The sequence below is a fragment of the Bradyrhizobium sp. McL0616 genome, from assembly GCF_049993385.1.
Taxonomy (GTDB): Bacteria; Pseudomonadota; Alphaproteobacteria; order Rhizobiales; family Xanthobacteraceae; genus Bradyrhizobium.
In genome coordinates this window covers 4,925,597-4,948,964 of the sequence record NZ_CP188255.1, presented here as the reverse complement: position 1 = coordinate 4,948,964, position 23,368 = coordinate 4,925,597, and the positions used below count along the sequence as shown (strand labels likewise).

Here is a 23,368-nt window from a genome sequence, read left to right as displayed (position 1 = left end):
AATTCCACGCATCACCCCACTGCTCGTTGAACGCGCTCCCGGGGCGAAATGACGAACAGCAGGAATAGTCGAGGTATGGCGGCAATGCCGGGGCGGGGAGCTTCGATCCCTGTCGACGGCTGCGGTCCGGGCGGCGCTCAGTCCTTCGACGGGCGCCTGTATCGTGAGGCAATGGCAAGGAATACGTCGCCCCAAGATCACACTCGCGATTTCGATCGGCGCGGCGGCGGATACGAGCCGCCGGAATGGGACGAGGCCGATTGGGATCCGGATCAGGAGGAGGAGGCGGGCCATCGCGCGCGCCGCCTGTTGTCGCGTTCCAGTTCGCGCTTCCGCGTCGGTGATAGCTTCTTCTCGTCGTTTCGCCGGGGGCTGCCGAGCGGACGCTGGCTTCGCCGGCTCGCCGTTGTCCTGGGCGCGCTGATCGTCATCTTCGTCGGCTGTTTTGGCGCGCTGTGGTGGCGGCTCGGCGCCGGTCCCATCAATCTCGATATGGCGACGCCCTGGCTCGCCGCCGCCATCGAGGACAATATCGGCCACGGCAACACCGTCGAGGTCGGCGGCACCCAGATCGAGCGGGCCGGGCGAATCCGGATCGCCGTGCGCATCCGCGACATCGTCGTTCGCGACCACGACCATGCCATCGTCGCCAGTGCGCCGAAGGCCGAGGTGAGGCTGTCGGGGGCAGGGCTCCTGACGGGGCATCTCCGCGCCGAGAGCCTCAATCTCGTCGATGCCGAGCTTGCGATCCGGATTGCACCCGACGGGACTGTCACGGTGTCCGCCGGCGACACGGCCAAACCAATCGCAACCGGCGTCGCGTCCAAGAGAGAAGCGGGCCTGCCGCCGACATTCCCGCGTAACGGGGTCCCGCCGCCACCTTTCGGGACTGCGCCTGCAAGCCCGGACGCCTCTCAGACCGCGCCTCAACCCACCGCGCAGAGCGGAATTCTTCAGGGCCTCGACTGGCTCGACAGCCTGAGCTTGACCGGGCTCGACGGCCAGAACCTCAACGAGATCGGTCTCAAGAACGGCAATCTGATCGTCGACGACCAGCAGCGCGGCGGCAAATGGACCTTTGAGAACATCACGCTGAACCTGCGCCGGCCGACCCATGGCGGCGTCGCGCTCAGCTTCGGCGAGGAGGGTGCGCGCCCGTGGTCCCTGCGCGCCACGATCGGACCGAGCGAGAATGGCGTGCGCTCGATCGACATCCGCGCCGACAAGGTGTCGACCGCCAACATCCTGCTGGCGCTGCGGGTGAAGGACCTGACCTACACCGCCGACCTGCCTCTGACCGGCGAGCTCAAGGGCGAACTTGGCCGCGACGGCGTGCCGACCTTCTTCCGCGGCAAGGTCACGATGGGCGCGGGCAACATCATCGACACCGACACGCCCGACTTTCCCATGGCGATCGACTCGGCCGAGATCAATGTCGAATGGGATGCGAGCCGGCGGGTGCTGGTCGCGCCGTTCAAGATCCTCTCCGGCGCCAACCGCCTGACGCTGCTGGCCCATCTCGAGCCGCCGAACGGCACCATCAACGACTGGCAGCTTGGTTTCAGCGGCGGGTCGATCCTGCTCGGAGGCATCGACAACGAGCCGCCGCTCGTCTTCAACCGCATCGCGATCGGTTTCCGCTTCGACACCGACCACAAGCGCCTGCTGCTGACGCAAGCCGATATCTCCAACGGCGAGATCGGCGTCGCCGGCACCGGTGCGATCGACTATTCCGGCGAGCCGCGCCTGACGCTCGGCTTTGCGGGCACGCCGATGTCGGCCTCTGCGCTGAAGCGGATGTGGCCGACGCTGGTCGTGCCGGAGTTGCGCCAATGGGTGATCGAGCGGATCGAGCGCGGCACGCTCCAGCGCATCGAGGTCGGTATCAACTCGCCGACGCGTAACCTTCCGCGCAGGGGACCGCCAATTCCCGACGACGGCCTGTCGGTCAACATCGTGGCTAGCGGCGTCGCGGTCCGCCCCGTGGACGGCATGCCGGTGGTGCACGATGCCGACCTCAAGGCGCGTGTGACCGGGCGCACGGCGACCGTGACGATCGGGCAGGGCATTGCCGATACGCCGGCGGGCCGCAAGGTCACGATCTCCGACTTCACCTTCGAGGTGCCGGACATGGCGCCGAAACCCTCGCCGTCGCGGACCAAATTCCGTGTCGATGGTCCCGTGCCCGCTGCGGCCGAAATGCTCGCCAATGATCGCCTGAGCGATCTGTCGTCGACCGTCGTCGACCCCAACACCGCCAAGGGCACGTTCACCGCGAATATCCAGCTTGGCCTGCCGGTCAAGGGCGAGCTGACCAAGGCGGACACTACCTACGCCGTTACCGCCGATCTCAACGGCTTTGCCGCCGACAAGCTGGTGATGAATCAGAAGCTGGAGGCCAACAACCTCAAGATCGTCGCCAACAACCAGGGCTACCAGGTCAAGGGCGACGTCAAGATCAACGGGCAAGCGGCCTCGCTCGACTACCGCAAGGCGACCGATGGCGATGCGGACGTCAAGCTGCAGACGACGCTGGACGACGCCAGCCGTGCGCGCCTGGGCTTCGACCTCAGCCCGGCGGTCAGCGGGTCGGTGCCGATCAAGCTGTCGGGCAAGATTGCCGGCGGTCCTGACCAGACGACCAAGCTCGGCATCGAGGCCGACCTGACCTCGGTCAGGCTCGACAACATTCTTCCTGGCTGGGTCAAGCTGCCGGGCAAACCGAGCAAGGCCACGTTCAAGGTGGTGCCGACTGCACAATCGACCCGGCTCGAGGACATCGTCATCGAAGGCGGCGGCGCCTCGATCAAGGGCACGCTCGAAGTCGACCCGAACGGCGATCTGATGAATGCGAACTTCCCGACCTACTCGCCGTCCGACGGCGACAAGACGTCATTGAAGGTGGAGCGTGGTCAGGACGGCGTGGTCAGGGGAACGATGCGCGGCGACGTCTTCGACGGGCGTGGTTTCCTGAAGTCGGCGATCTCGGGCAATTCCAAGGACGATTCCAAGAACAAGATGAAGAACGTCGATTTCGACATCGACGTGAAGCTCGGCGCGGTCGCAGGCTTCAACGGCGAGGCGATGCGCAGCGTTGACGCCAAGATGTCGCGCCGCGCTGGCGCGGTCAAAGCCTTCGCGCTGAGCGGCAGGATCGGCCAGAATACGCCTGTGAGCGCCGACCTGCGCGGCAGCCGCGCGCAGGGCAATCGCGAGGTGATCTATCTCCAGACCGACGACGCCGGCGCATTGCTGCGTTTCACCGACACCACCAACAAGGTCTTCGGCGGCCAGATCGTGGTGGCGATGGAGCCGCCGACGTCAGAGCCTGGGGCCAGGGAAGGCCTGATCAATGTGCGCGACTTCACCGTGAAGGGAATGGATCAGCTCGATCGCGTCGCGGCTGGCGGCCCCAACGGCGCGCAAGGCGGCGTGGCCTTCACCGCGTTGCGTTCCGAGTTCACCCGGCAGAACGGCGCACTCACGGTCCGGAACGGTGTGGTGAAAGGACCGATGATCGGCGGCACCATCGAGGGCTCGATCGACTATCCCGGCAACCAGGTGTGCATGAGCGGCACCTTCGTGCCGATATACGGTGTGAACAACATCTTCGGTCAGATCCCGTTGTTCGGTATTTTCCTCGGCGGTGGCAACAACGAGGGATTGATCGGCGTCACCTACGAAGTCGTCGGCACGCCGGCCGCGCCCGTGATGCGCGTCAACCCGATCTCGGCGATGGCGCCGGGCCTGTTCCGCAAGATCTTCGAGTTCAACACCGGCAAGCAGAATACGCCAATCGACGAGCTGCCATCGGCGCAGTCAGGCGACAGCCCGACCGGATCACCAAGGCCGCTGTCGAGCGGTTGCAGCCTCGCACGGCGTTAGCCCGAAGCTGAAGCGGTCGTCATGCCCGGGCTTGTCCCGGGCATCCACGAACTTTGTTCCTTCAAGCGCGGAGAACGTGGATAGCCGAGACATAGGCGAGCGGAAGCGACGCCGTCCTTTGGACGGCTATGCCTGGCCATAACGACGTGGAGATTGCGGCGCCCGCAGCTTACGCCGCGCGCACGCCGGCCAGGAATGCCCCGACTTCACCCGAGAGCTGCTCGGCCTGCTTGGAGAGGTTTGACGCAGCGGCGAGCACCATGCCGGCGGCGTTGCCGGTCTCGTTCGCCGCGGTGCTGACGCCGCCGATATTGGTGGTGACTTCCCTGGTCGCTTCCGCCGTCTGCGAGACGCTGCGGGCGATCTCGGCGGTGGCGGCACCTTGCTCCTCGATCGCGGCGCCGATCGATGTCGCGATCCGGCTGACCTCCTCGATCGTGGCGGTGATGCCGCCGATGGCGTCAACGGCCTCCTTCGTCGCGCCCTGGATCTGGGTGATCTTGTCGCCGATCTCGCGGGTGGCTTCCGCGGTCTGGCTGGCGAGCGACTTCACTTCAGATGCGACGACGGCGAAGCCGCGGCCGGCCTCACCGGCGCGCGCGGCCTCGATGGTGGCGTTGAGCGCGAGCAGATTGGTCTGCGCCGCGATGCTCGAGATCAGCTCGGCGACATGCTCGATCTGCTGGGCGCCGTCGGACAGCGCGCGCACGATGGTGTCGGTGCGGCGGGCGCTGTCCACCGCGCGGCCGGTGACTTCGGCCGACTGCGCGACCTGGCGGCTGATTTCGGTGATGGAGGAGGAAAGCTCCTCGGCTGCGGCCGCGACCGTCTGGACGCGCTGGCTGGCTTCGGTGGCCGCGGAGCCGACCACGGCAGCGCGGCGGTTGGTGCCCTCCGCGGTCGACGACATCGACTTGGCGGTGGTCTCGAGCTCGCCGGAGCCCGAGGCCATCATGCCAACGAGCTGACCGACGGACGCATCGAAGCGATCGGCGAGCGAGATCAGGGCGTCGCGCTTCTCCTGCTCGCTGCGCGACTTCGCCGCAATCTGTTCGGCTTCCAGCGCGCGCGCCGTGAGTGCGGTTTTGCGCAGCACTTCGAGCGTCTCGGCCATGCGGCCGATCTCGTCGCCGCGGTCAGTTTCCTCGACCGGCTTGCCGAGGTTACCGTCGGCGATGTCCTGCATGCGGTTCTTCTGACGGTCGAGCGCGCTGAGCACGTCACGGGCAATCAGCCAGGACAACGTTGCCATCAGCAGCATCAGGCCGATGCCGACCGCGCCAAGCTCCAGCGTGAGCGCACGCACGTCGGCGTCGATATCGTCGACATAGAGGCCATAGCTGATCGTCGCGTTCCAGGGCGTGAACTGGCGTACGAACACTGTCTTGCGGACGGGCTCGGTCTGGCCGGGGCGCGGGTACAGATAGGACGTGACGCCGCCTTGGGACGCCTGCCTGGCGGCGTTCAGCTGGGCGTCGGCAATCAAGACGCCATTCGAGTCCGTCGCGCCTGTGATCTTGCCCTCGAGCTGCGGATTGGCTCCATTGACCAGAATTGACGTGTCGGCGTTGTAGACGACAGGATAGCCTTGGCCGCCGCCGAACTTCATGGTGCGGGCGCGCTGGCGGAACTGGAGCTTGGCGTCGTCCAGGGGCATCTTGCCGGCGGCGGCGTCATCCTGGAAGGTCTGCGCGAGGCTGTGGAGCAGATCGACCGCGGCCTTCATCTGCTGGACCCGGTCGTCCATCATGCGGCTCTTGCTGAGCACGGCTGATACCGCGATGATGGCCGTGACTGTGAGCGCCGCAAGACAGACCATGCTGGCAAGCTTGGTGCGGATCTTCAGATGGCTCAGCAGCGTCATCGCAGCCTCTACAAAATGGTTGTTATTGTCATCTTTGGTAACATGAACCTCTTACCAATCATGAACATAGGCGTGCAGTCGCCGGCCGCGCGGGAGACCGTTCGCAGCCCTGTGCGCAACTGTGCAGGCAAAATGACGCGTGCGCGCGTGCAGGCGCGCACGCGTCCTGGCAAATCGATCTTAGACTTTGGTGGCTGAGGGAGCCTGACGGGACTGGCAATGAACCGATTCGTTCACCGCATCATCATGTCCGTGCTGCTCGTGGCTGCACTGGCCATCATCTGGAACCTGCTCGGGGCGCGCTGAGATGGCGCCGGCAATCCGCCGGCGCCATCTTTGCTTGCGCGTTGATCGCGAGCGCGTCAGCGCCGCGCGAAGGCGCCGCTGGCTGCGTCGCTCTCCTTGCCTATCAGCGCATCGACGCTGACCGAGCCACCGCCTGCGGCCGAGATGTAGAGGCAGGCGAAGCAGAACAGGATCGCTGCGGTGCCGCCGTTGAGCAGCGGCAGGAGCACCGGTGTGCCGGTCTTCATCACGTGGCCCATGAAGTAGGCGAAGGCCATTTCACCCGCCAGGATGAAGGCCGTGAGCCGGGTGAACAGGCCGAGCATCAGGGTCGCGCCGAGGATGAGCTCGATCGTGCCGGCCGCGTAGATCAGCGGCGGAATGTCGGCGAAGTAGGGAAGCACCGGAAACTTGAACAGCTTGGCGACGCCATACTGGAACAGCAGGAGTCCGGTGACGAAGCGAAACAGGCTCAAGAGAACCGGTTGAAAGCGAGCGAGATAGGTAAAGTTCATTGGTTTGCCCTCCATCCAATGCTGCGACTTGGACCGCATTCAGTTCCACGCTGCAAGCCGTACAAGGTCGATTCCAGCTGACATTTTTGTCATGTCGGACAAAACACCGCAGCTCGGGGTTTCAGCCGCGCGATTCGGATTTTTTTTGCGCGCGCTAGCGTCACGCCGATCCGTAATTTCCCGGTGGCGCGAAGGCGTGCAAGTTACCTCTGATACACCTAGCGCCGCAAGGCGGGCACGACGAGGAACGGGATCATCCCGAGCACCACGCTCGCAAGTGCGAACACGAGCAGTGCGTTGTAGCCGTGGGTCGCGTCATGGATCAGGCCGCCGCTCCAAGAGCCGAAGGCCGAGCCCAGCCCGCTGCCGATCGAGATGGTGCCGTAGATGGTGCCGACCCGCTTGCCCCGAAAGATCTTCATCGCGGTGGCCGTGATCAGCGGTCCGCGCGAGCCCATCATGCTGCCGAAGCAGACCACGAAGCCGGTGAGCAGGATGAGGTTCGGCGAATATTGCAACATCCAGAGCAGGGCGATGCCGAGGATCGAGATCGCGTAGCTGAGCAGCACCGAGGGCCGGCGCCCGATCAGCCCGTCGAGCGCCGACACGCCGAGCATGCCGAACACCAGCACGACGCCCGAAAAACCCCAGGCGGTTGCGGCCTGGAGCGGCGGAAAGCCGGCATCGATCAGATAGGCCACGATCTGCGCTGCGATCGCATACATGCCGACGGCGGTGAAGAAGAAGGTCGAGAACAGTGCCCAGAAGGCGTGGTGGCGCATAGCGGCGAGAAGCGTCCAGCCGTGATCGACGAAATCGGGATCGGTCTTCTTGCTGACATGCGGCGAACCCGACGCGAACAGCCGCCACGGCAGCAGCATCAGCGGCACCAGCAACGCGAGTGCGGCGAAACCGAACAACTGGTAGGTCTCGCGCCATCCGAGATGATCGATCAGGAGCTGCGAAGCAGGCAGCAGGGCCAGCACGCCGCCGCCCATGGCGGAATAGACCACCGCCATCGCGGTCGGCAGCCGTGGTCCGAACCAGCGTCCAAGCAGGATCGAGTTCGGCACGTTGCCGATGAAGGCGACGCCGATGCCGACGCACAATCCGATCGAGAGCTGGAATTGCCAGAGCGATTGCGCATGCGCCGCAATCAGGAACGCGGAGCCGAGCAGCAGCAGACCGAGTGCATAGACGATGCGCGGTCCGGAATGGTCGAACAGCCGTCCGACCAGCGGTGCGGTCAGTCCGCTGACGAGCCAGGTCAGCGAATAGATCGAGACGACCTGCGCCCGATCCCAACCGAAATTTTCGGAGATGGGCTTGAGGAAGACGGTGAAGCTTTCGCTGAGGCCACGGCCGAGCACGGCCAGCGTGAAACACAGCGCGAGCACGACGAGCGCGGTGCGCACGGCACCTTGCTGTGTGCTCCCCTGTTCCTTCGAAGTTTCCTTCGACGTTTCCCTGGAAGTTTCCTTGGGCGTGTTCTGATCCATTGCCCACCAGGGAGCGCGCTTCGGCGCGCCCTGACAAGCATCAAAAGCTCATGCGCCTATGCGGGCTTGAGAAGGACGTGCTTCTTCTTGCCGAACGACAGCTTGATCACGCCCTCCGGCGTGAGACTGGCTGGCGTCAGCGTCATCTTCTCGTCGGTGACGGCTTCGTCGTTGACGCGCAGGCCGCCGCCCTTGATCTGGCGCCGTGCCTCGCCGTTGGAGGCGACGAGGCCCGCCTTGACGAAAGCGTTGAGCACGCCGATGCCGGCCTCCAGCTCGCCGCGCGGAATTTCCACCGTCGGCAGGCTTTCGGCGAGTGCGCCTTCCTCGAAGGTGCGGCGCGCGGTTTCGGCCGCTGCGTTTGCGGCGTCGCGGCCGTGCAGCAGCGCGGTCGCCTCGGTCGCGAGCACCTTCTTGGCCTCGTTGATCTCCGAGCCGCCGAGTGCCTCGAGCTTTTTGATCTCGCTCATCGGCAGCGTCGTGAACAGCTTCAGGAATTTGCCGACGTCGGCATCCTCGGTGTTGCGCCAGTACTGCCAGAAATCATACGGCGAGAACTGGTCGGCGTTGAGCCACACCGCGCCCTGCGCGGTCTTGCCCATCTTGGCGCCCGAGGCGGTCGTCAGCAGCGGCGTCGTCAGCGCGTACAGTTGATGCGTACCCATGCGGCGGCCGAGATCGACGCCCATGATGATGTTGCCCCACTGGTCCGAGCCGCCCATTTGCAAATGGCAGCCGGTCCGCCTCGCGAGCTCGACGAAGTCGTAGGCCTGGCAGACCATGTAGTTGAACTCGATGAAGCTCATCTCCTGTTCGCGCTCGAGGCGCAGGCGCACGGAATCCATGGTCAGCATGCGGTTGACCGAGAAGTGCCGGCCGACGTCGCGCAGCATCTCGATCCAGTTGAGCTTGGTCAGCCACTCCGCATTGTCGAGCATGATGGCGTCGCTCTTGCCGTCGCCATAGCGCAGCACTTTTGCGAACACGCCGCGGATCGAGGCCTTGTTGGCCTCGATCTCGGCAACGGTGCGGATCGCGCGCGTCTCGTCCTTGCCGGAGGGATCGCCGACCATGGTGGTGCCGCCGCCCATCAGCGTGATCGGCTTGTTGCCGGACTGCTGAAACCAGTGCAGCAGCATCATGGTCAAATAGTTGCCGATGTGCAGCGAGGGGGCGGTGCAGTCGTAGCCGACATAGGCGATCGCCTCGCCCTTGGCGGCGAGTGCGTCCAGCCCCTCGAAATCGGAGCACTGGTGGATGAATCCACGTTCCTTGAGGGTATTGAGGAAATCCGATTTAAATACAGTCATCTGTCGGCGAACCTGACAATTCTTGGTTTACTGTTTTGGGAGCAATTTAAGGGTTTTCCGTGGGAACTCGATTGCCGCCCGCCACTTGGCGCTGAGGCATTATAAGATGTGTCCCTCTGGCACAAGATCGGCATGCCAGAGTGGGGTCTATTGAGGACGCTGATCCATGATGTTGACGGCACTCGGTTTGATGAGCGGAACCTCGCTGGACGGGGTGGACGTCGCGCTGATCGAAACCGACGGAAAGCAGGTCAAGGCGTTCGGACCGTCCGGCTACCGGCCCTATAGCCCGGCCGAGCGCAATCTGCTGCGCCAGGCGCTCTCCGAAGCTGTCCACCTGCCGCAACGCGAGGCCCGGCCGGGGATTCTGGCCGAGGCCGAACGCGCGGTGACGCTGGCCCATGCCGAGGCGGTCGCCGCCTTCGTCGCCCAGAACCGGATGAAGCCGGAGGAGATCGACATCGTCGGCTTCCACGGCCAGACCGTGCTGCACCGTCCCGAGAGGCGGCTGACGGTGCAGATCGGGGATGCGCCGGCGCTGGCCAAGGCGATCCATATTCCCGTGATGCACGATTTCCGCGCCGCCGACGTCGCGGCCGGCGGGCAGGGCGCGCCGTTCGTGCCGGTCTACCACCGCGCGCTGGCGCAATCGCTGGAGCGCGAAGGGCCGATCGTCGTGGTCAATATCGGTGGCGTCTCCAACATCACCTATATCGACGGCAACGACACGCTGATCGCCTGCGACACCGGACCCGGCAACGCGCTGCTCGACGATTTCATGTACCGCACCATGAACCAGGCGTTCGACACGGAAGGCAAGTTCGCCGCGCTCGGCAAGGTCGACGAGGCCTGGATCGCGCGGGCGCTGGAGCTGCCGTTCTTCGCAGCTCCGCCGCCGAAATCGCTCGACCGCAACGATTTTGCCGCGCTCAAGCTCGGCGATGTCGCGCCGGCCGACGGTGCGGCGACGCTCACCGCCTTCACCACCGCCGCGATCTCTCGCATCATCCCGTTGTTGCCGCGGCGGCCACGAAGCTGGATCGTTTGCGGCGGCGGCGCCCGCAACCTCACCATGCTGCGGATGCTGCGGGAGAGCGTGGGATCAGCCAGTGTCGAGGCCGCCGAGACGCTCGGCTGGGCCTCCGACGCCATCGAGGCGCAGGCCTTCGGCTTCCTCGCTGCGCGCGGCCTGAAGGGCCTGCCGCTGTCCTATCCGGCCACCACGGGCGTGCCGATGCCGATGACGGGCGGGGTGATCGCGCGGCCGTAGGTCACGGCCGGTCGATGCAGACGCATCGAACTTGACGGATACATGCAAATGCATCTATGTTTGATGCAGTTGCATCCAACCGCCGGGATCTTGCCATGACCGCATCGCTCAAACTGATCAGCCACAAGCTCTGCCCCTATGTGCAGCGCGCCGTGATCGCGCTCAACGAGAAGGGCGTGCCGTTCGAACGGATCGACATCGATCTCGCCAATAAGCCGGACTGGTTTTTGAAACTGTCGCCGCTGGGAAAAGTGCCGGTGCTGGTGGTTGCAACCGACAAGGGCGAGGTTGCGCTGTTCGAGAGCAACGTGATCTGTGAGTACATCGAGGAGACGCAAGCAGGCGCGAAGCTGCATCCGACGGAAGCGCTGACGCGGGCCGAGCATCGTGCGTGGATGGAGTTCGGTTCGGCAATCCTCGGCGATCTCTGGGGACTGGAGACCACGACCGACCCGGCGACGTTCGAAAGCAAGCGCCAGGCACTGTCGGCGAAGTTCGCGCGCGTGGAAGCTGCGCTAAGCGCAGGCCCGTTCTTCGCCGGCGAGGCGTTCAGCCTGGTCGACGCCGTGTTCGCCCCGATCTTTCGCTATTTTGACCTGTTCGACGAGCTGACCGAGCTCAGCATCTTCAAGGATCTGCCGAAGGTGTGGGCGTGGCGTGCACAACTGGCGAAGCGTCCGAGCGTTCAAACCGCTGTTAGCGCGGACTATTCGCAGTTGCTGCGGGCTTTCCTCGCGCGCCACGATGCGCATCTGCTCAAGCTCGCTGCCTGAGCGTTAAGCCGACGGGGCCATCCGCGGCCGCGCTGAAGCAAGATTAGATCTCTGCGGCCATCTTAGCGAGCGTCGCGATCGTGTTCATGTTGCGCGCCGTGCCGGTCTTGGCGGCAGGGATGACGAGCTTCGACGTGCCCATGCCGTCGCCATAGTGCACGTAGATCTCGCGGCGGCCGAGACGGACTTCCTCGTTGTTCTGGCCGCGGATGCCGGCGAGCGCGTCCGCCGGCGCAGCCTTGTCGAGGAAGATCGCGACGGTTCGGTTGGGCGCGGCCTTTGGAAAAGGATTGTCGGCCAAGACTTGTGCCATCTCGGCGGCGCTACGCACGAGCACCCCAAGCGGCGCGCCGGCGTAGGCGTTCAGGCGCTTTTCGAGGGCGGTCTTGATTGCAGCTTCCGACTTGCGGCTTGTGAAGACAACGTTGCCGCTCGCAATATAGGTGCGCACGGCGGCGAAGCCGAGCTCCTCACGCATGGCCTTGAGCTCGCTCATCGGCAGCTTGCCGGTGCCGCCGACATTGACGGCACGCAGCAAGGCGACGAAGGAGCCCATTGATGTCTTAGCGAACGTTCGCCAGACGCATGTCGAGATACGCCGTGATGGTCTCCATCAACGGCTCGAGCTTGGCGTCGAAGAAGTGGTTGGCGCCGGGGATGACCTGCTGGTCGATCACGATGCCCTTCTGCGTCTTCAGCTTCTCGACCAGCGTGTTGACGTCCTTCGGCGGCACCACCGCATCCTTCTCGCCATGCACGATCAGGCCCGAAGACGGGCAGGGCGCGAGGAACGAGAAGTCATAGAGATTGGCCGGCGGCGCGATCGAGATGAAGCCTTCGACCTCGGGGCGGCGCATCAAAAGCTGCATGCCGATCCAGGCGCCGAAGGAGAAGCCAGCGACCCAGCAGGCACGTGCTTCGGGATTGATGGTCTGCGCCCAGTCGAGCGCGGCTGCCGCATCCGACAATTCGCCGGTGCCGTGATCGAACGAGCCCTGGCTACGGCCGACGCCGCGGAAATTGAAGCGCAGCACCGAGAAGCCGCGATGCGCGAACGCGTAGTAGCACTGGTAGATGATCTGATGATTCATCGTGCCGTGAAACTGCGGATGCGGATGCAGGACCATCGCGATCGGCGCGTTCTTCTGCTTGGCCGGGTGATAGCGGCCTTCGAGGCGGCCAGCAGGGCCGGTGAAAATAACTTCAGGCATGGATGATCTCTTGATCCCTTGAAGACGGTCCTCAACAACCAACCGATTGCACGGACTTCATCGGCTGCTGTGCCGACCAAGCCGCGAATGGAAGGGTGGAGCGGCGCCCTCGGATGATGCGCGAGCGGCGCGCGGTGAACTGACGCGCGCGTTCTAACATGAGGCGTAGGTCAAAAAGCAAGCATCTTCGACATCCGGCAATTTGCTCAAGAGGTTAGCAGCTTATCGCAGTGCGCCCGCCACCGGCCGTCGGGAGGTTGGCCACGCGCCGCAGCCGAAGTAACTCTCTGAAATCGCGTCGATTTATCGCGGAGTCGGGAGTGATTTAGGTAGATGCGGCCGGAATGCCCAGCGATGCCACGGACGAGCGATAGCGGCGGCTGCCCTGAAGCCTCTCGCCATTGTTCAGAATGAGCTCAAAATCGCCGGACGGCTTGAATTCCACGCCGGTGACCCGGTCGAGATTGGCCAAGCGCATGCGGTGGACGCGGATGATGGAGAAGCGCGCCAGTTCCGCTTCGGCCGTAGCCAGTGTGCCCCGGATCAAATGCGTGGTGCCGTCGGCAAGCCCGTACTCGATGTAATTGCCGGCGGAGGAGACCGACACAATCTCCCGCGGCTCGACGCGGATCCGGCTGCTGCCGTCGCGCAGCCAGATCGGCCCGGTTGTCCCAGGCGCTGGCGCGGCAGTCGCGACCGGCGCTCGCTGCCGCTCACGCAGCAATTCGCGGCGGCTGTCGATGAGCCAGATGGTGGCGGAGAGCAGCAGGCAAGTCACCAAATCCTTGCGAAACTCGTAAAACACGCGTTCGAGCGAGAGGCCGAAATCATAGGAGCCGCCGGCGAGCCAGAGCACGCATTTCCGGATCCAGACCATTCCGGTGATGTGGACGGTCGCGAACGACACCAGTGCGATCGCTGCGATCCCGGCGCGGGAGGCCAGTTTTGGTGTCCGGCGCATGCGCCGAACCGCCAGTACCAGGATCGGCACCGACAGCAGGATCACCGCGGCGCTCGACAGCTCCCAAAGCAGGAACCGGCTGAGGTCGTATCGGCCACCGCCCTTGGCAATATCCTGTGCAGCGGACAGCGCGTTCACGACGGCGATGGCGATCGTCACGATCGCGATCGCGCCAAACATGGTCCAGTCGCCGCGATCGATCCCGCCAAACCAACCGCTGGTCCCAACCGGCTTCGCCTCGTCCCCTCGGAATCGGTCTTGATCCCAAGCGATCTCGACGTGCTCCCGCTCCGGCGCATTCTGGAGGTCAGCCATGGCCCGATATCCCTGCCTGGCGAACGCTTTGGGAGGAGACAGCCATGCCGAATTCAGAAAAACTCTCGACCAAGGAACGGCGCATCGATCTCGACTGGGTGCGGATTGGAGCCTTTGGACTGCTGATCTTCTACCACGTCGGCATGCTCTACGTGTCCTGGGGATTTCATATCAAGAGCGCGCATCGGCTGACCTGGCTGGAGCCGTTGATGCTGGTCCTCAACCCCTGGCGGCTGTCGCTGCTATTCCTGGTGTCGGGGGTGGCGACCCGCTTCATGCTCGGCAAATCCATGTTGGGGCCCTTCGTCCGCGCACGGTCGGCGCGGCTGCTGATTCCCCTGATCTTCGGCATGCTGGTGATCGTGCCGCCGCAGGCCTACGACCAGATCGTCGAGGCGCTCGGCTATCCCGACGGCTTTGCCGATTTCTATACGCAGCACTACTTCGCGTTCGGGTCGCAGTTTTGCCCAAGCCCTTGCATCGTGCTTCCGACCTGGAACCATCTCTGGTTCGTGGTCTATCTCTGGGTCTACTCCATGGCGCTGGCCGGTGTGCTGCTGGTTTGGCCCGGCGCAGCCGAGTGGCTGGGCGCGCGCATTGCGGCGATCCTGCGCGGGCCATGGGTGCTGATCGTGCCGTGCCTGGTATTTGCGGTGTGGCGCCTCTTCCTCTTCCCAGCGTTTCCGTCGACGCATGCGCTGTTCGGCGACTGGTACAACCACGCGGACTACGCCACCGCCTTCCTGATTGGCTTTCTCCTGGGAAAACAAGATGGCATCTGGTGTGACATGGAGGGCCAGCGCTGGACGGCGCTTGCGTTCGCGGCCGTACTTTTCCTGGTCTTCATTCTGGTCCGCGCAGGCGCCGGCCTATCGGAGGTCCCACCGTCGGCACTGAGCGCGTTTGCCCGCGTCGCCTATGGCTCCTACCAGTGGCTGGCCATGGTCGCGGTGCTTGGTTTTGCCAGGCGTTGGCTTGCGACCTCTGACGGACCGGTGCGCCGCTATCTGACGGATGCGATCTTCCCCTATTACATCGTGCACCAGACCGCGATCATCATGATCGCTCATGCGCTGCACGGCAGCGGCCTTTCTGCTCTGGCCGAGTCATCGATCGTCATCGTCGGGACAGCGCTCGCTTGCGTCGTCACCTACGAGGTGGTGCGGCGGATCAACTGGCTGCGGCCATTGTTCGGATTGCGCCTTGCGGCTGCCGCGCCGACCAGCGCGGTCCCGCATCCGGCGTGACAGGGTTCCGTTGGCAGGAATGCAAAAGGTGGTAAGACGGCAAAATGCCCGACCGCGTCTATCTCGACTGGAATGCGACCACGCCGCTTCGTGCCGAAGCGCGGGCGGCGATGTCGGCGGCCTGGGATCTCGTCGGCAATCCGTCGTCGGTTCACGCCGAGGGCCGCGACGCCCGACGATTGGTCGAGGAGGCGCGTGCTGCGCTCGCGGCGGCGGTGGGGGCATTGCCGCGCAACGTCGTGTTCACCTCCGCGGGAACCGAGGCCAATGCGCTGGCGCTGTCGCCCGGCCTGCGCGGCCCGTCCCGTGGTCCTGTCGAGCGGCTGCTGGTCTCGGCGGTCGAGCATCCCTCGGTGCTGTCAGGTGGCCGTTTCTCGGCCGATAGGATCGCCCAGATCCGGGTTACGCGCTCCGGCGTGCTCGATCTCGATCACCTCAGAGGACTGCTCAGCGACGGCCCACCGGCGCTGGTCTCCATCATGGCGGCCAACAACGAAACCGGGGCGCTTCAGCCAATCGCAGAAGCGGCGCGGATTGTTCACGATGCCGGCGGCCTGCTGCACGTCGACGCGATCCAGGCGTTCGGCAAAATTGCGTTCAATATGAACGCGGTAGGCAGCGACCTTGCGACCTTTTCTGCACACAAGATCGGCGGCCCCAAGGGCGTCGGCGCGCTGGTGGCGGCGGAGGGAATCGCCGGGTTGGAGCCGGTGCTGCGGGGCGGCGGACAGGAACTCGGCCGGCGGGCCGGAACCGAGAATGTCGCCGGTATTGCCGGCTTCGGCGCGGCGGTGAATGCCGCGCTTCAGGCTCTGCCGGAAGATGCGGAGCGGATGACAAGCCTGAGAGATCGCTTGGGAAATGGCATTCGAGCGATTGCCGGGGCGACCGTCCTCGCGGACGACGCAGAGCGGTTGCCAAATACCGTTCTGTTCACAGCGCCCGGGCTCAAGGCCGAAACCGCTGTGATCGGATTCGACCTCGAAGGCATCGCGGTTTCCTCGGGGTCGGCCTGTTCCTCGGGGAAGGTCCAGCCGTCGCATGTCCTGTCGGCCATGGGGTATGATGCCACCGTGGCCCAGGGAGCAGTGCGCCTCAGTCTGGGCTGGTCCACGGGACCCGAGGACATCAACAGGGCGTTAGAGGCTTGGCGAAAGCTCGGTAATACCCTACTTAGAGAAGAGCGACGAAACACGGCTTGAATGGTTCTAAGCGCGTGCTTTCGGCAAAAAAACATCGTAATACTCGTCCGAGTTTGATCCACCGCGGTCCTTGAAACCGCGAGCGGAGGATAGAATGCCAGCCGTCCAAGAGACGGTCGAGCGCGTCAAGCGCATCGACGTCGACCAGTATCGTTATGGGTTTGAGACCCAGATCGAGTCCGAAAAAGCCCCCAAGGGGCTGTCCGAAGACACCGTCAGGTTCATCTCCGAGAAGAAGAACGAGCCCGCCTGGATGCTCCAGTGGCGGCTTGAGGCGTATCGGCGCTGGCTGACCATGACCGAGCCGACCTGGGCGCGCGTCGACTATCCGAAGATCGACTTCCAGGACCTCTATTATTACTCGGCGCCGAAGCCGAAGAAGACGGTCACCTCGCTCGACGAGATCGATCCGGAGATCCTCAAGACCTACGAGAAGCTCGGCATTCCCCTGCGGGAAGTCGCGATGCTCGAGGGCGTCGAGCCGAAGCCCGGCGATCAGGATCCGGCCCGGCGCAAGATCGCGGTCGACGCGGTGTTCGATTCGGTTTCGGTTGCGACCACCTTCAAGGCGGAGCTGAAGAAGGCCGGCGTGATCTTCATGCCGATCTCGGAGGCGATCCGCGAGCATCCCGAGCTGGTGCAGAAATATCTCGGCTCGGTGGTTCCGACCTCGGACAATTTCTACGCAACGCTGAACTCGGCGGTGTTCTCGGACGGCTCGTTCGTCTACGTGCCGCCGGGCGTGCGCTGCCCGATGGAGCTGTCGACCTATTTCCGCATCAACGAGCGCAACACCGGCCAGTTCGAGCGTACGCTGATCATCGCCGACAAGGGTTCCTACGTCAGCTATCTCGAAGGCTGCACCGCGCCGCAGCGTGACGAGAACCAGCTGCATGCCGCCGTGGTCGAGCTCGTTACGCACGATGACGCCGAGATCAAATATTCGACGGTGCAGAACTGGTATCCCGGCAATTCGGAAGGCAAGGGCGGCATCTACAATTTCGTCACCAAGCGTGGCGACTGCCGTGGCAACCGCTCCAAGATTTCCTGGACTCAGGTCGAGACGGGATCGGCGATCACCTGGAAATATCCGAGCTGCATTCTGCGCGGCGACAATTCCAGCGGCGAGTTCTATTCGATCGCAATCTCGAACGGGTATCAGCAGGTCGACAGCGGCACCAAGATGATCCATCTCGGCAAGAACACGTCGAGCCGGATCATCTCGAAGGGCATCGCCGCCGGCAAGTCGCAGAATACCTATCGCGGGCTCGTCACCGCGCATCGCAAGGCGACCGGCGCGCGCAACTTCACGGCCTGTGATTCTCTGTTGATCGGCGACAAATGCGGCGCGCACACCGTGCCGTATATCGAGGCCAAGAACTCCTCGGCGACGTTCGAGCACGAGGCGACGACCTCGAAGATCTCCGAGGATGTGCTGTTCTACTGCATCCAGCGCGGGCTCTCCCAGGAAGAAGCCGTCGGCCTCGTCGTAAACGGCTTCGTCAAGGACGTGCTGCAGCAGCTGCCGATGGAATTCGCGGTGGAAGCGCAGAAGCTGATCTCGATCTCGCTTGAAGGGTCGGTTGGCTAATCGCCGACCTCATCCTGAGGAGGCCGCGCAAGCGGCCGTCTCGAAGGATGGATACCGGAATAATTGTTGGCCTCATCCTTCGAGACGCGCCTCGGGCGCTTCTCGGGACGAGGGAATAGATGGAAAAAATAATGACCGCTTTGCTTGAAGTGAAAGACCTGCAGGTTCGTGTCGAGGAGCGTGAGATCCTCCACGGGCTGACGCTGACCGTGAACGAGGGCCAGGTGCACGCGATCATGGGGCCGAACGGCTCCGGCAAATCGACGCTCTCCCACGTCATCGCCGGCAAGCCCGGCTATGAAGTCACGGGCGGCCAGATCCTGTTCAAGGGCGAAGACCTGCTGGAGATGAAACCGGAAGAACGCGCCGCCAAGGGCGTGTTCCTGGCGTTCCAGTATCCGGTCGAGATTCCCGGCGTTGCTACCATGACTTTCCTGCGCACGGCGCTGAACGCGCAGCGCAAGGCCCGCGGCGAGAGTGAATATTCGACGCCGGACTTCCTAAGGAAGGTCCGCGAGGTCTCGAAGTCGCTGAACATCCCGCAGGACATGCTCAAGCGCGGTGTCAATGTCGGCTTCTCCGGCGGCGAGAAGAAGCGCAACGAAGTGCTTCAGATGGCGCTGTTCGAGCCGAGCCTGTGCATCCTCGATGAGATGGATTCCGGCCTCGATATCGACGCGCTGCGCATTGCGGCCGACGGCGTCAACGCGCTGCGTTCGCCCAAGCGCGCGATGGTCGTCATCACCCATTATCAGCGGCTGCTCAACTACATCGTGCCCGACGTGGTGCACGTGATGTCGAAGGGCCGTGTCGTGAAGAGCGGCGGCAAGGAACTGGCGCTGGAGCTGGAAGCGTCCGGCTACACCCAGTTCGAGGACGCTGCGTAAGGAATTTTGCGATGAACGTTGCTGTGGCAAAGACCGGAAAGGGCCGCGCGGTGAGCGATCTCTTCACCAGCGCCGAAGGCCGGCTGCCGGGTCCGCCCGCGGTGATCGCGGCACGCCGCGAGGCGTTCGAGACCTATGAACGTCTCGGCCTGCCGCACCGCCGGATCGAGGAATGGAAATACACCGATTTGCGCGCGCTGGTCGGCGAGGTGCTGCCGCTCGCGGCCGCACCTGATGCGACCGCTCTCAAGCGCGCCGCGGATGCCGTGAAGGCGCACGCGATCGAGGGCGCCCGCAAGCTGGTGCTGGTCGATGGCGTGTTCGCGGCCGATCTGTCCGACGTCAAGGCGCTCGCCTCCGAGGTGAGTTTCAAGACGCTGCGGGAGACGCTGGAAAAGGATGCCGGGCTCCTGAAGACCCCGGCCACCGATGCCGTGATCGCACTGAATGCTGCGATGGCGACCGACGGCGTTGTATTGTCGATCGCCGACGGCGCGCAGCTGTCCGCACCGATCCAGATCATCCACATCGCGACGGCCGCGTCTGCGTCAGCCTTCACCCGTTCGCAGGTTGCGGTCGGAAACGGCGCCCGCGCCACCATCATCGAGAGCTTTGTGGCGGCCGGCGCCAAGGCCTACCAGGTCAATGACGCCGTTATCGTCTCGGTCGGCGACAAAGCCGACGTCGCGCATATCCGTTTAATGGACGACGCGCCTGACGCGGTGAACATCACGTCGCAATTCGTCACGGTTGGCGCGAATACAAAGCTCAATTTCTTCAACATGACCACCGGCGCCGCCGTCAGTCGCCTCCAGGGGCTTATTACGATGGCGGGCGAGGGCAGCGAGCTCTCGGTCAATGGCGTCAACCTGTTGCAGAAGACCGAGCATGGCGACACCACGCTGGTCGTCGATCACGCCGTGCCGAACTGCGTCAGTCGCGAAATCTTCCGTGCCGTGATCGACGACCGCGCCCATTCGGTGTTCCAGGGCCGCATCATCGTCCGGCCCGACGCGCAGAAGACCGACGGAAAGATGATGACCCGCGCGCTGCTGCTGTCGGACGAAGCCGAGGCCGACAACAAGCCGGAGCTCGAGATCTTTGCCGATGACGTCTCCTGCGGCCACGGCGCCACCGCCGGCGCGCTGGACGACACTCTGCTGTTCTATTTGAAGGCGCGCGGCCTGCCGGAGAAGCAGGCCCAGGCGCTGCTGATTCAGGCCTTCGTCGGCGAAGCGATCGAGCAGATCGCCGATGATAGCTTGCGCGAGCATGTGATCGGCATTGCCGAGCGTTGGCTGGAGCGCCGCCAATGAGCACGCATCCCGCAGTCAAGAACGGCGCCTATGACGTCGCGCGCGTGCGCCAGGATTTTCCGGCGCTCGCGATGCAGATCTACGGCAAGCCGCTGGTCTATCTCGACAACGCGGCTTCCGCGCAGAAGCCGAGCGCGGTGCTCGACCGCATGACGCAGGCCTATACGAGCGAATACGCCAACGTGCATCGCGGCCTGCATTACCTCGCCAACGCTGCGACCGAAGCTTATGAGGGTGGCCGCACCAAGGTCGCGCAGTTCATCAACGCCGGCCGACCTGAGGAAGTGATCTTCACCCGCAACGCGACTGAGGCGATCAACCTGGTCGCGTCGTCCTGGGGGCAGCCGAACATCAAAGAAGGTGACGAGATCGTCATCTCGATCATGGAGCATCACTCCAACATCGTGCCCTGGCATTTCCTCAGGGAGCGTCAGGGCGCCGTGATCAAATGGGCGCCGGTCGACGACGAGGGCAATTTCCTCATCGACGAATTCGAGAAGCTGCTGACGTCCAAGACCAAGCTGGTCGCGATCACGCAGATGTCGAACGCGCTCGGCACCATCGTCCCGGTCAAGGACGTCGTGAAGATCGCCCACGCCCGCGGCATTCCCGTGCTCGTCGACGGCAGCCAGGGCGCGGTGCATCTGCCCGTCGACGTCCAGGACCTCGGCTGCGACTTCTACGTCTTCACCGGCCACAAGGTCTACGGTCCCACCGGCATCGGCGTGCTCTGGGCCAAGTACGACCACCTCGTCGCGATGCGTCCCTACAATGGCGGCGGCGAGATGATCCGCGAAGTGTCGCGTGACGTCGTCACCTATGGCGATCCCCCGCACAAGTTCGAGGCGGGCACGCCCGCGATTGTCGAGGCCGTCGGCCTCGGTGCGGCCATCGATTACGTCAATTCGATCGGCAAGGAGCGCATCGCCGCGCATGAGCACGATCTCGTCACCTATGCCCAGGAGAAGCTGCGCGAGATCAATTCGCTGCGGCTGATCGGCACGGCGCGGGGCAAGGGCCCGGTGATCTCCTTCGAGCTCAAGGGCGCACACGCCCACGACGTCGCCACCGTGATCGACCGCCAGGGCATCGCGGTGCGCGCCGGCACCCATTGCGTCATGCCGCTTTTAGAGCGGTTCAACGTGACGGCCACATGCCGGGCGTCGTTCGGCATGTATAATACGCGGGAAGAAGTCGATCATCTGGCTCAGGCGCTTTTGAAGGCGCGGGATTTGTTCTCATGAGTGACACGGCCGAAATCAAAGCCAATCCGATGGAGACCCATTCGGCGTTGCCGCCGGAGGAGACCGAGCGTCTTACCACCGAGATCATCGCTGGCCTCAAAACCGTGTTCGACCCGGAAATCCCGGCCGACATCTACGAGCTCGGCCTGATTTACAAGGTCGAGATCAAGGACGACCGTTCCGTCGACGTCCAGATGACGCTGACGACGCCGAACTGCCCGGCCGCCGGCGAGCTGCCGACCATGGTCGAGAACGCGGTCGCCAGCGTTCCCGGCGTCGGCGTGGTCGACGTCAAGGTGATCTGGGAGCCGGCATGGACGCCGGAACGCATGAGCGACGAGGCCCGTCTCGTCCTCAATATGTGGTGACGCGTAACTCTGGCATTGAATTCGCTCAGCAACGGACCACATCACTGACATGACACAGATATCGTCCGGCTCAACACCAGCATCCACTCCGAAACCGCGGCGCCCGCGTCCGCAGGTGATGCGGCTGACCGATGCCGCCGCCCAGCGCATCAGCGAGCTGACCCAGCGCGCCGATTCCGAGATCGTGGGCTTGCGCGTCGGCGTGAAGAACGGCGGCTGCGCCGGCCAGTCCTACACGGTCGAATACGCCCACGATATCCGCCCGACCGACGAGGTCGTCGAGGACAAGGGCGTCAAGATCCTGGTTGAGCCCAAGGCCGTGCTGTTTCTGCTCGGCACCGAGATGGACTACAAGGCCGACAAGATGCAGGCCCAGTTCGTCTTCAACAACCCCAACCAGATCTCCGCCTGCGGCTGCGGCGAGTCGGTCGAGCTGCGTCCGGCGAAGATCGACGGGTAACCCCAAGCGTCATTGCGAGGAGCGAAGCGAAGCAATCCAGACTGTCTCCGCCGGAACAGTCTGGATTGCTTCGCTTCGCTCGCAATGACGAGGATGCTATGAGGGTTCGCTTGCTTGTGCAGGGAAGCCTTCCATGGACCGCGAATTCCTGATCGACCTGTTCGCCGATTTTGGCCCCGTCACCATCCGCAAGATGTTTTCCGGCTACGGCATCTCGGCCGATGGGACCAACTTCGCGCTGGCCTTGCGCGCCGGGCTATTCTTCCGTGCTGACGAGATGACGATTCCGGATTTTGAGGCGGAAGGCTCAAAGCCGTTTCAGTACTCGACCCGCGCCAAGACCGTGCTGGTGAACTCCTATTGGGAGCTGCCGGCTCGCCTGTTCGACGATTCCGAGGAGCTTGCGCAATGGGCGAGGGCGGCGCTCGCCGCCGCGGTGCGCGCCAAGGTGAAGAGGCGACCGAAGACGAAGAAAGGAACGAAGAGGGGGGCGAGCAAGCCGGCGAAGAAAGCCGCCAAACCCGCGAAAGCGCCGAGGAAGGTGAGCAAGAAGAGCCTTGTTCGAAAGCGCGCCAAGCGAAAAGCTTAAGCTCAGTCCACGGCTTTGGTCAGGCCGACCCGCATATCCTTCGCCACGAAGACGCAGGTGCCGTCAGCGAGCACGCGACCGTCGGCAATTCCGAGCACGAGCTTGCCGCGCCGGACCATGCGCATGGCGACCTCGTAGCGCACGCATCGCGTATCCGGTGTGACAACCCCCGTGACCTCGACCTCGCCGACGCCGATGGCGCGCCCCTTGCCCGGTGAGCCCGACCAGCCGAGCCAATAGCCGATCATCTGCCACATCGCGTCCAGGCCGAGGCTTCCCGGCATCATCGCGTCACCGCGATAGTGGCAATCGAAGAACCAGTGGCCCGGCACGATGTCGAGCTCGCCTACGATCTGGCCCTTGCCGAACTCGCCGCCGTCGAGGCTGAGCTCGCTGATGCGATCCATCATCAGCATCGGTGGTGCCGGCAATTGCGCGTTGCCCGGGCCGAAATAGCCGCCTTCGCTCGATCTCAGCAGCTCGTCTCTGGTGTAGGACGGTTGCGGGGTGTGAAAATCGTGAGGATTGGGCAAGACGACAAGTCCTCTGGATGCTCGCGGTCAGGTGCCGTTCGGC

General features: G+C 64.1%; 21 protein-coding genes. 13 read left to right on the top strand and 8 right to left on the bottom strand.

Going from position 1 to position 23,368, the window contains the following annotated elements; all coding sequences use genetic code 11:
- The first annotated feature begins 84 nt into the window (after nt 1-84).
- On the top strand, nt 85-3,885 hold the full coding sequence (locus tag ACPPVR_RS24185; RefSeq protein ID WP_426616172.1) for a DUF3971 domain-containing protein: 3,801 nt from the start codon (nt 85-87) through the stop codon (nt 3,883-3,885).
- A 169-nt stretch (nt 3,886-4,054) separates the two neighbouring features.
- On the opposite strand, the gene ACPPVR_RS24180 is transcribed toward ACPPVR_RS24185, so the two are convergent.
- Nucleotides 4,055-5,749 carry a methyl-accepting chemotaxis protein gene (locus ACPPVR_RS24180; protein WP_426609079.1) on the bottom strand — a complete coding sequence of 565 codons (1,695 nt, stop codon included), beginning with the start codon at nt 5,747-5,749 and terminating at the stop codon, nt 4,055-4,057.
- Here ACPPVR_RS24180 and ACPPVR_RS24175 point away from each other — a divergent pair.
- A complete protein-coding gene (locus ACPPVR_RS24175) occupies nt 5,732-5,947 on the top strand; it encodes a hypothetical protein (protein WP_426609078.1) in 216 nt (71 codons plus the stop codon). The two genes, ACPPVR_RS24180 and ACPPVR_RS24175, sit on opposite strands and share 18 nt — an antisense overlap.
- Nucleotides 5,948-6,111: 164 nt before the next feature.
- Here the strand turns inward: ACPPVR_RS24175 and ACPPVR_RS24170 are convergent, their stop codons facing one another.
- The 3 genes from ACPPVR_RS24170 to tyrS form a co-directional block, all read right to left on the bottom strand.
- Nucleotides 6,112-6,549: a DoxX family protein gene (locus ACPPVR_RS24170; RefSeq protein ID WP_426609077.1), complete on the bottom strand. Its 438-nt coding sequence runs from the start codon at nt 6,547-6,549 to the stop codon at nt 6,112-6,114.
- Between the two features lie 218 nt (nt 6,550-6,767).
- Complete coding sequence (locus ACPPVR_RS24165; RefSeq protein ID WP_426609076.1) at nt 6,768-8,048, bottom strand: MFS transporter; 1,281 nt, start codon at nt 8,046-8,048, stop codon at nt 6,768-6,770.
- 56 nt (nt 8,049-8,104) lie between these two features.
- The gene (gene tyrS / locus ACPPVR_RS24160) at nt 8,105-9,358 is read right to left on the bottom strand and encodes a tyrosine--tRNA ligase (protein WP_426609075.1); all 1,254 of its coding nucleotides are present in this window, start codon (nt 9,356-9,358) and stop codon (nt 8,105-8,107) included.
- 166 nt (nt 9,359-9,524) lie between these two features.
- Between tyrS and ACPPVR_RS24155 the strand changes: the two genes are divergently transcribed.
- Nucleotides 9,525-10,628 carry an anhydro-N-acetylmuramic acid kinase gene (locus ACPPVR_RS24155; RefSeq protein ID WP_426609074.1) on the top strand — a complete coding sequence of 368 codons (1,104 nt, stop codon included), beginning with the start codon at nt 9,525-9,527 and terminating at the stop codon, nt 10,626-10,628.
- 95 nt (nt 10,629-10,723) lie between these two features.
- Nucleotides 10,724-11,401, top strand: a complete 678-nt coding sequence (locus ACPPVR_RS24150; protein ID WP_426609073.1) for a glutathione S-transferase family protein — start codon at nt 10,724-10,726, stop codon at nt 11,399-11,401.
- Between the two features lie 43 nt (nt 11,402-11,444).
- Here ACPPVR_RS24150 and ACPPVR_RS24145 read toward each other — a convergent pair whose 3' ends face one another.
- From ACPPVR_RS24145 to ACPPVR_RS24135, 3 genes are all read right to left on the bottom strand, one after another.
- Nucleotides 11,445-11,957, bottom strand: coding sequence for a DUF1697 domain-containing protein (locus tag ACPPVR_RS24145; RefSeq protein WP_426609072.1), 513 nt, complete (start codon nt 11,955-11,957; stop codon nt 11,445-11,447).
- Nucleotides 11,958-11,964: 7 nt separating this feature from the next.
- The gene (locus ACPPVR_RS24140) at nt 11,965-12,612 is read right to left on the bottom strand and encodes an alpha/beta hydrolase (protein WP_007591562.1); all 648 of its coding nucleotides are present in this window, start codon (nt 12,610-12,612) and stop codon (nt 11,965-11,967) included.
- 325 nt (nt 12,613-12,937) lie between these two features.
- Nucleotides 12,938-13,888, bottom strand: a complete 951-nt coding sequence (locus tag ACPPVR_RS24135; protein ID WP_426609071.1) for a LytTR family DNA-binding domain-containing protein — start codon at nt 13,886-13,888, stop codon at nt 12,938-12,940.
- Between the two features lie 44 nt (nt 13,889-13,932).
- Here ACPPVR_RS24135 and ACPPVR_RS24130 point away from each other — a divergent pair, with 44 nt between their 5' ends.
- From ACPPVR_RS24130 to ACPPVR_RS24090, 9 genes are all read left to right on the top strand, one after another.
- Nucleotides 13,933-15,135, top strand: a complete 1,203-nt coding sequence (locus ACPPVR_RS24130) for an acyltransferase family protein (protein ID WP_426609070.1) — start codon at nt 13,933-13,935, stop codon at nt 15,133-15,135.
- A gap of 44 nt (nt 15,136-15,179) precedes the next feature.
- Nucleotides 15,180-16,337, top strand: coding sequence for a cysteine desulfurase family protein (locus tag ACPPVR_RS24125; RefSeq protein ID WP_426609069.1), 1,158 nt, complete (start codon nt 15,180-15,182; stop codon nt 16,335-16,337).
- Nucleotides 16,338-16,431: 94 nt separating this feature from the next.
- Nucleotides 16,432-17,928, top strand: coding sequence for a Fe-S cluster assembly protein SufB (gene sufB, locus ACPPVR_RS24120; protein ID WP_426609068.1), 1,497 nt, complete (start codon nt 16,432-16,434; stop codon nt 17,926-17,928).
- 131 nt (nt 17,929-18,059) lie between these two features.
- Entirely contained in the window at nt 18,060-18,815 is a 756-nt protein-coding gene (sufC, locus tag ACPPVR_RS24115) for a Fe-S cluster assembly ATPase SufC (protein ID WP_426609067.1), read from the top strand.
- 11 nt (nt 18,816-18,826) lie between these two features.
- Nucleotides 18,827-20,131 carry a Fe-S cluster assembly protein SufD gene (gene sufD, locus ACPPVR_RS24110; protein WP_426609066.1) on the top strand — a complete coding sequence of 435 codons (1,305 nt, stop codon included), beginning with the start codon at nt 18,827-18,829 and terminating at the stop codon, nt 20,129-20,131.
- The gene (locus tag ACPPVR_RS24105) at nt 20,128-21,375 is read left to right on the top strand and encodes a cysteine desulfurase (protein WP_426609065.1); all 1,248 of its coding nucleotides are present in this window, start codon (nt 20,128-20,130) and stop codon (nt 21,373-21,375) included. The genes sufD and ACPPVR_RS24105 overlap by 4 nt, the downstream gene beginning before the upstream one ends.
- On the top strand, nt 21,372-21,743 hold the full coding sequence (locus ACPPVR_RS24100) for an SUF system Fe-S cluster assembly protein (protein ID WP_071914314.1): 372 nt from the start codon (nt 21,372-21,374) through the stop codon (nt 21,741-21,743). Before ACPPVR_RS24105 ends, ACPPVR_RS24100 begins: the two co-directional genes overlap by 4 nt.
- Before the next feature lie 49 nt (nt 21,744-21,792).
- Entirely contained in the window at nt 21,793-22,203 is a 411-nt protein-coding gene (locus ACPPVR_RS24095; RefSeq protein WP_426609064.1) for a HesB/IscA family protein, read from the top strand.
- Between the two features lie 133 nt (nt 22,204-22,336).
- A complete protein-coding gene (locus ACPPVR_RS24090; RefSeq protein WP_426609063.1) occupies nt 22,337-22,792 on the top strand; it encodes a TfoX/Sxy family protein in 456 nt (151 codons plus the stop codon).
- Between the two features lie 2 nt (nt 22,793-22,794).
- Here the strand turns inward: ACPPVR_RS24090 and fabA are convergent, their stop codons facing one another.
- Nucleotides 22,795-23,325 (bottom strand): bifunctional 3-hydroxydecanoyl-ACP dehydratase/trans-2-decenoyl-ACP isomerase, encoded by a 531-nt coding sequence (gene fabA, locus ACPPVR_RS24085; protein ID WP_426609062.1) that lies wholly within the window; start codon nt 23,323-23,325, stop codon nt 22,795-22,797.
- Nucleotides 23,326-23,368 lie beyond the last annotated feature (43 nt).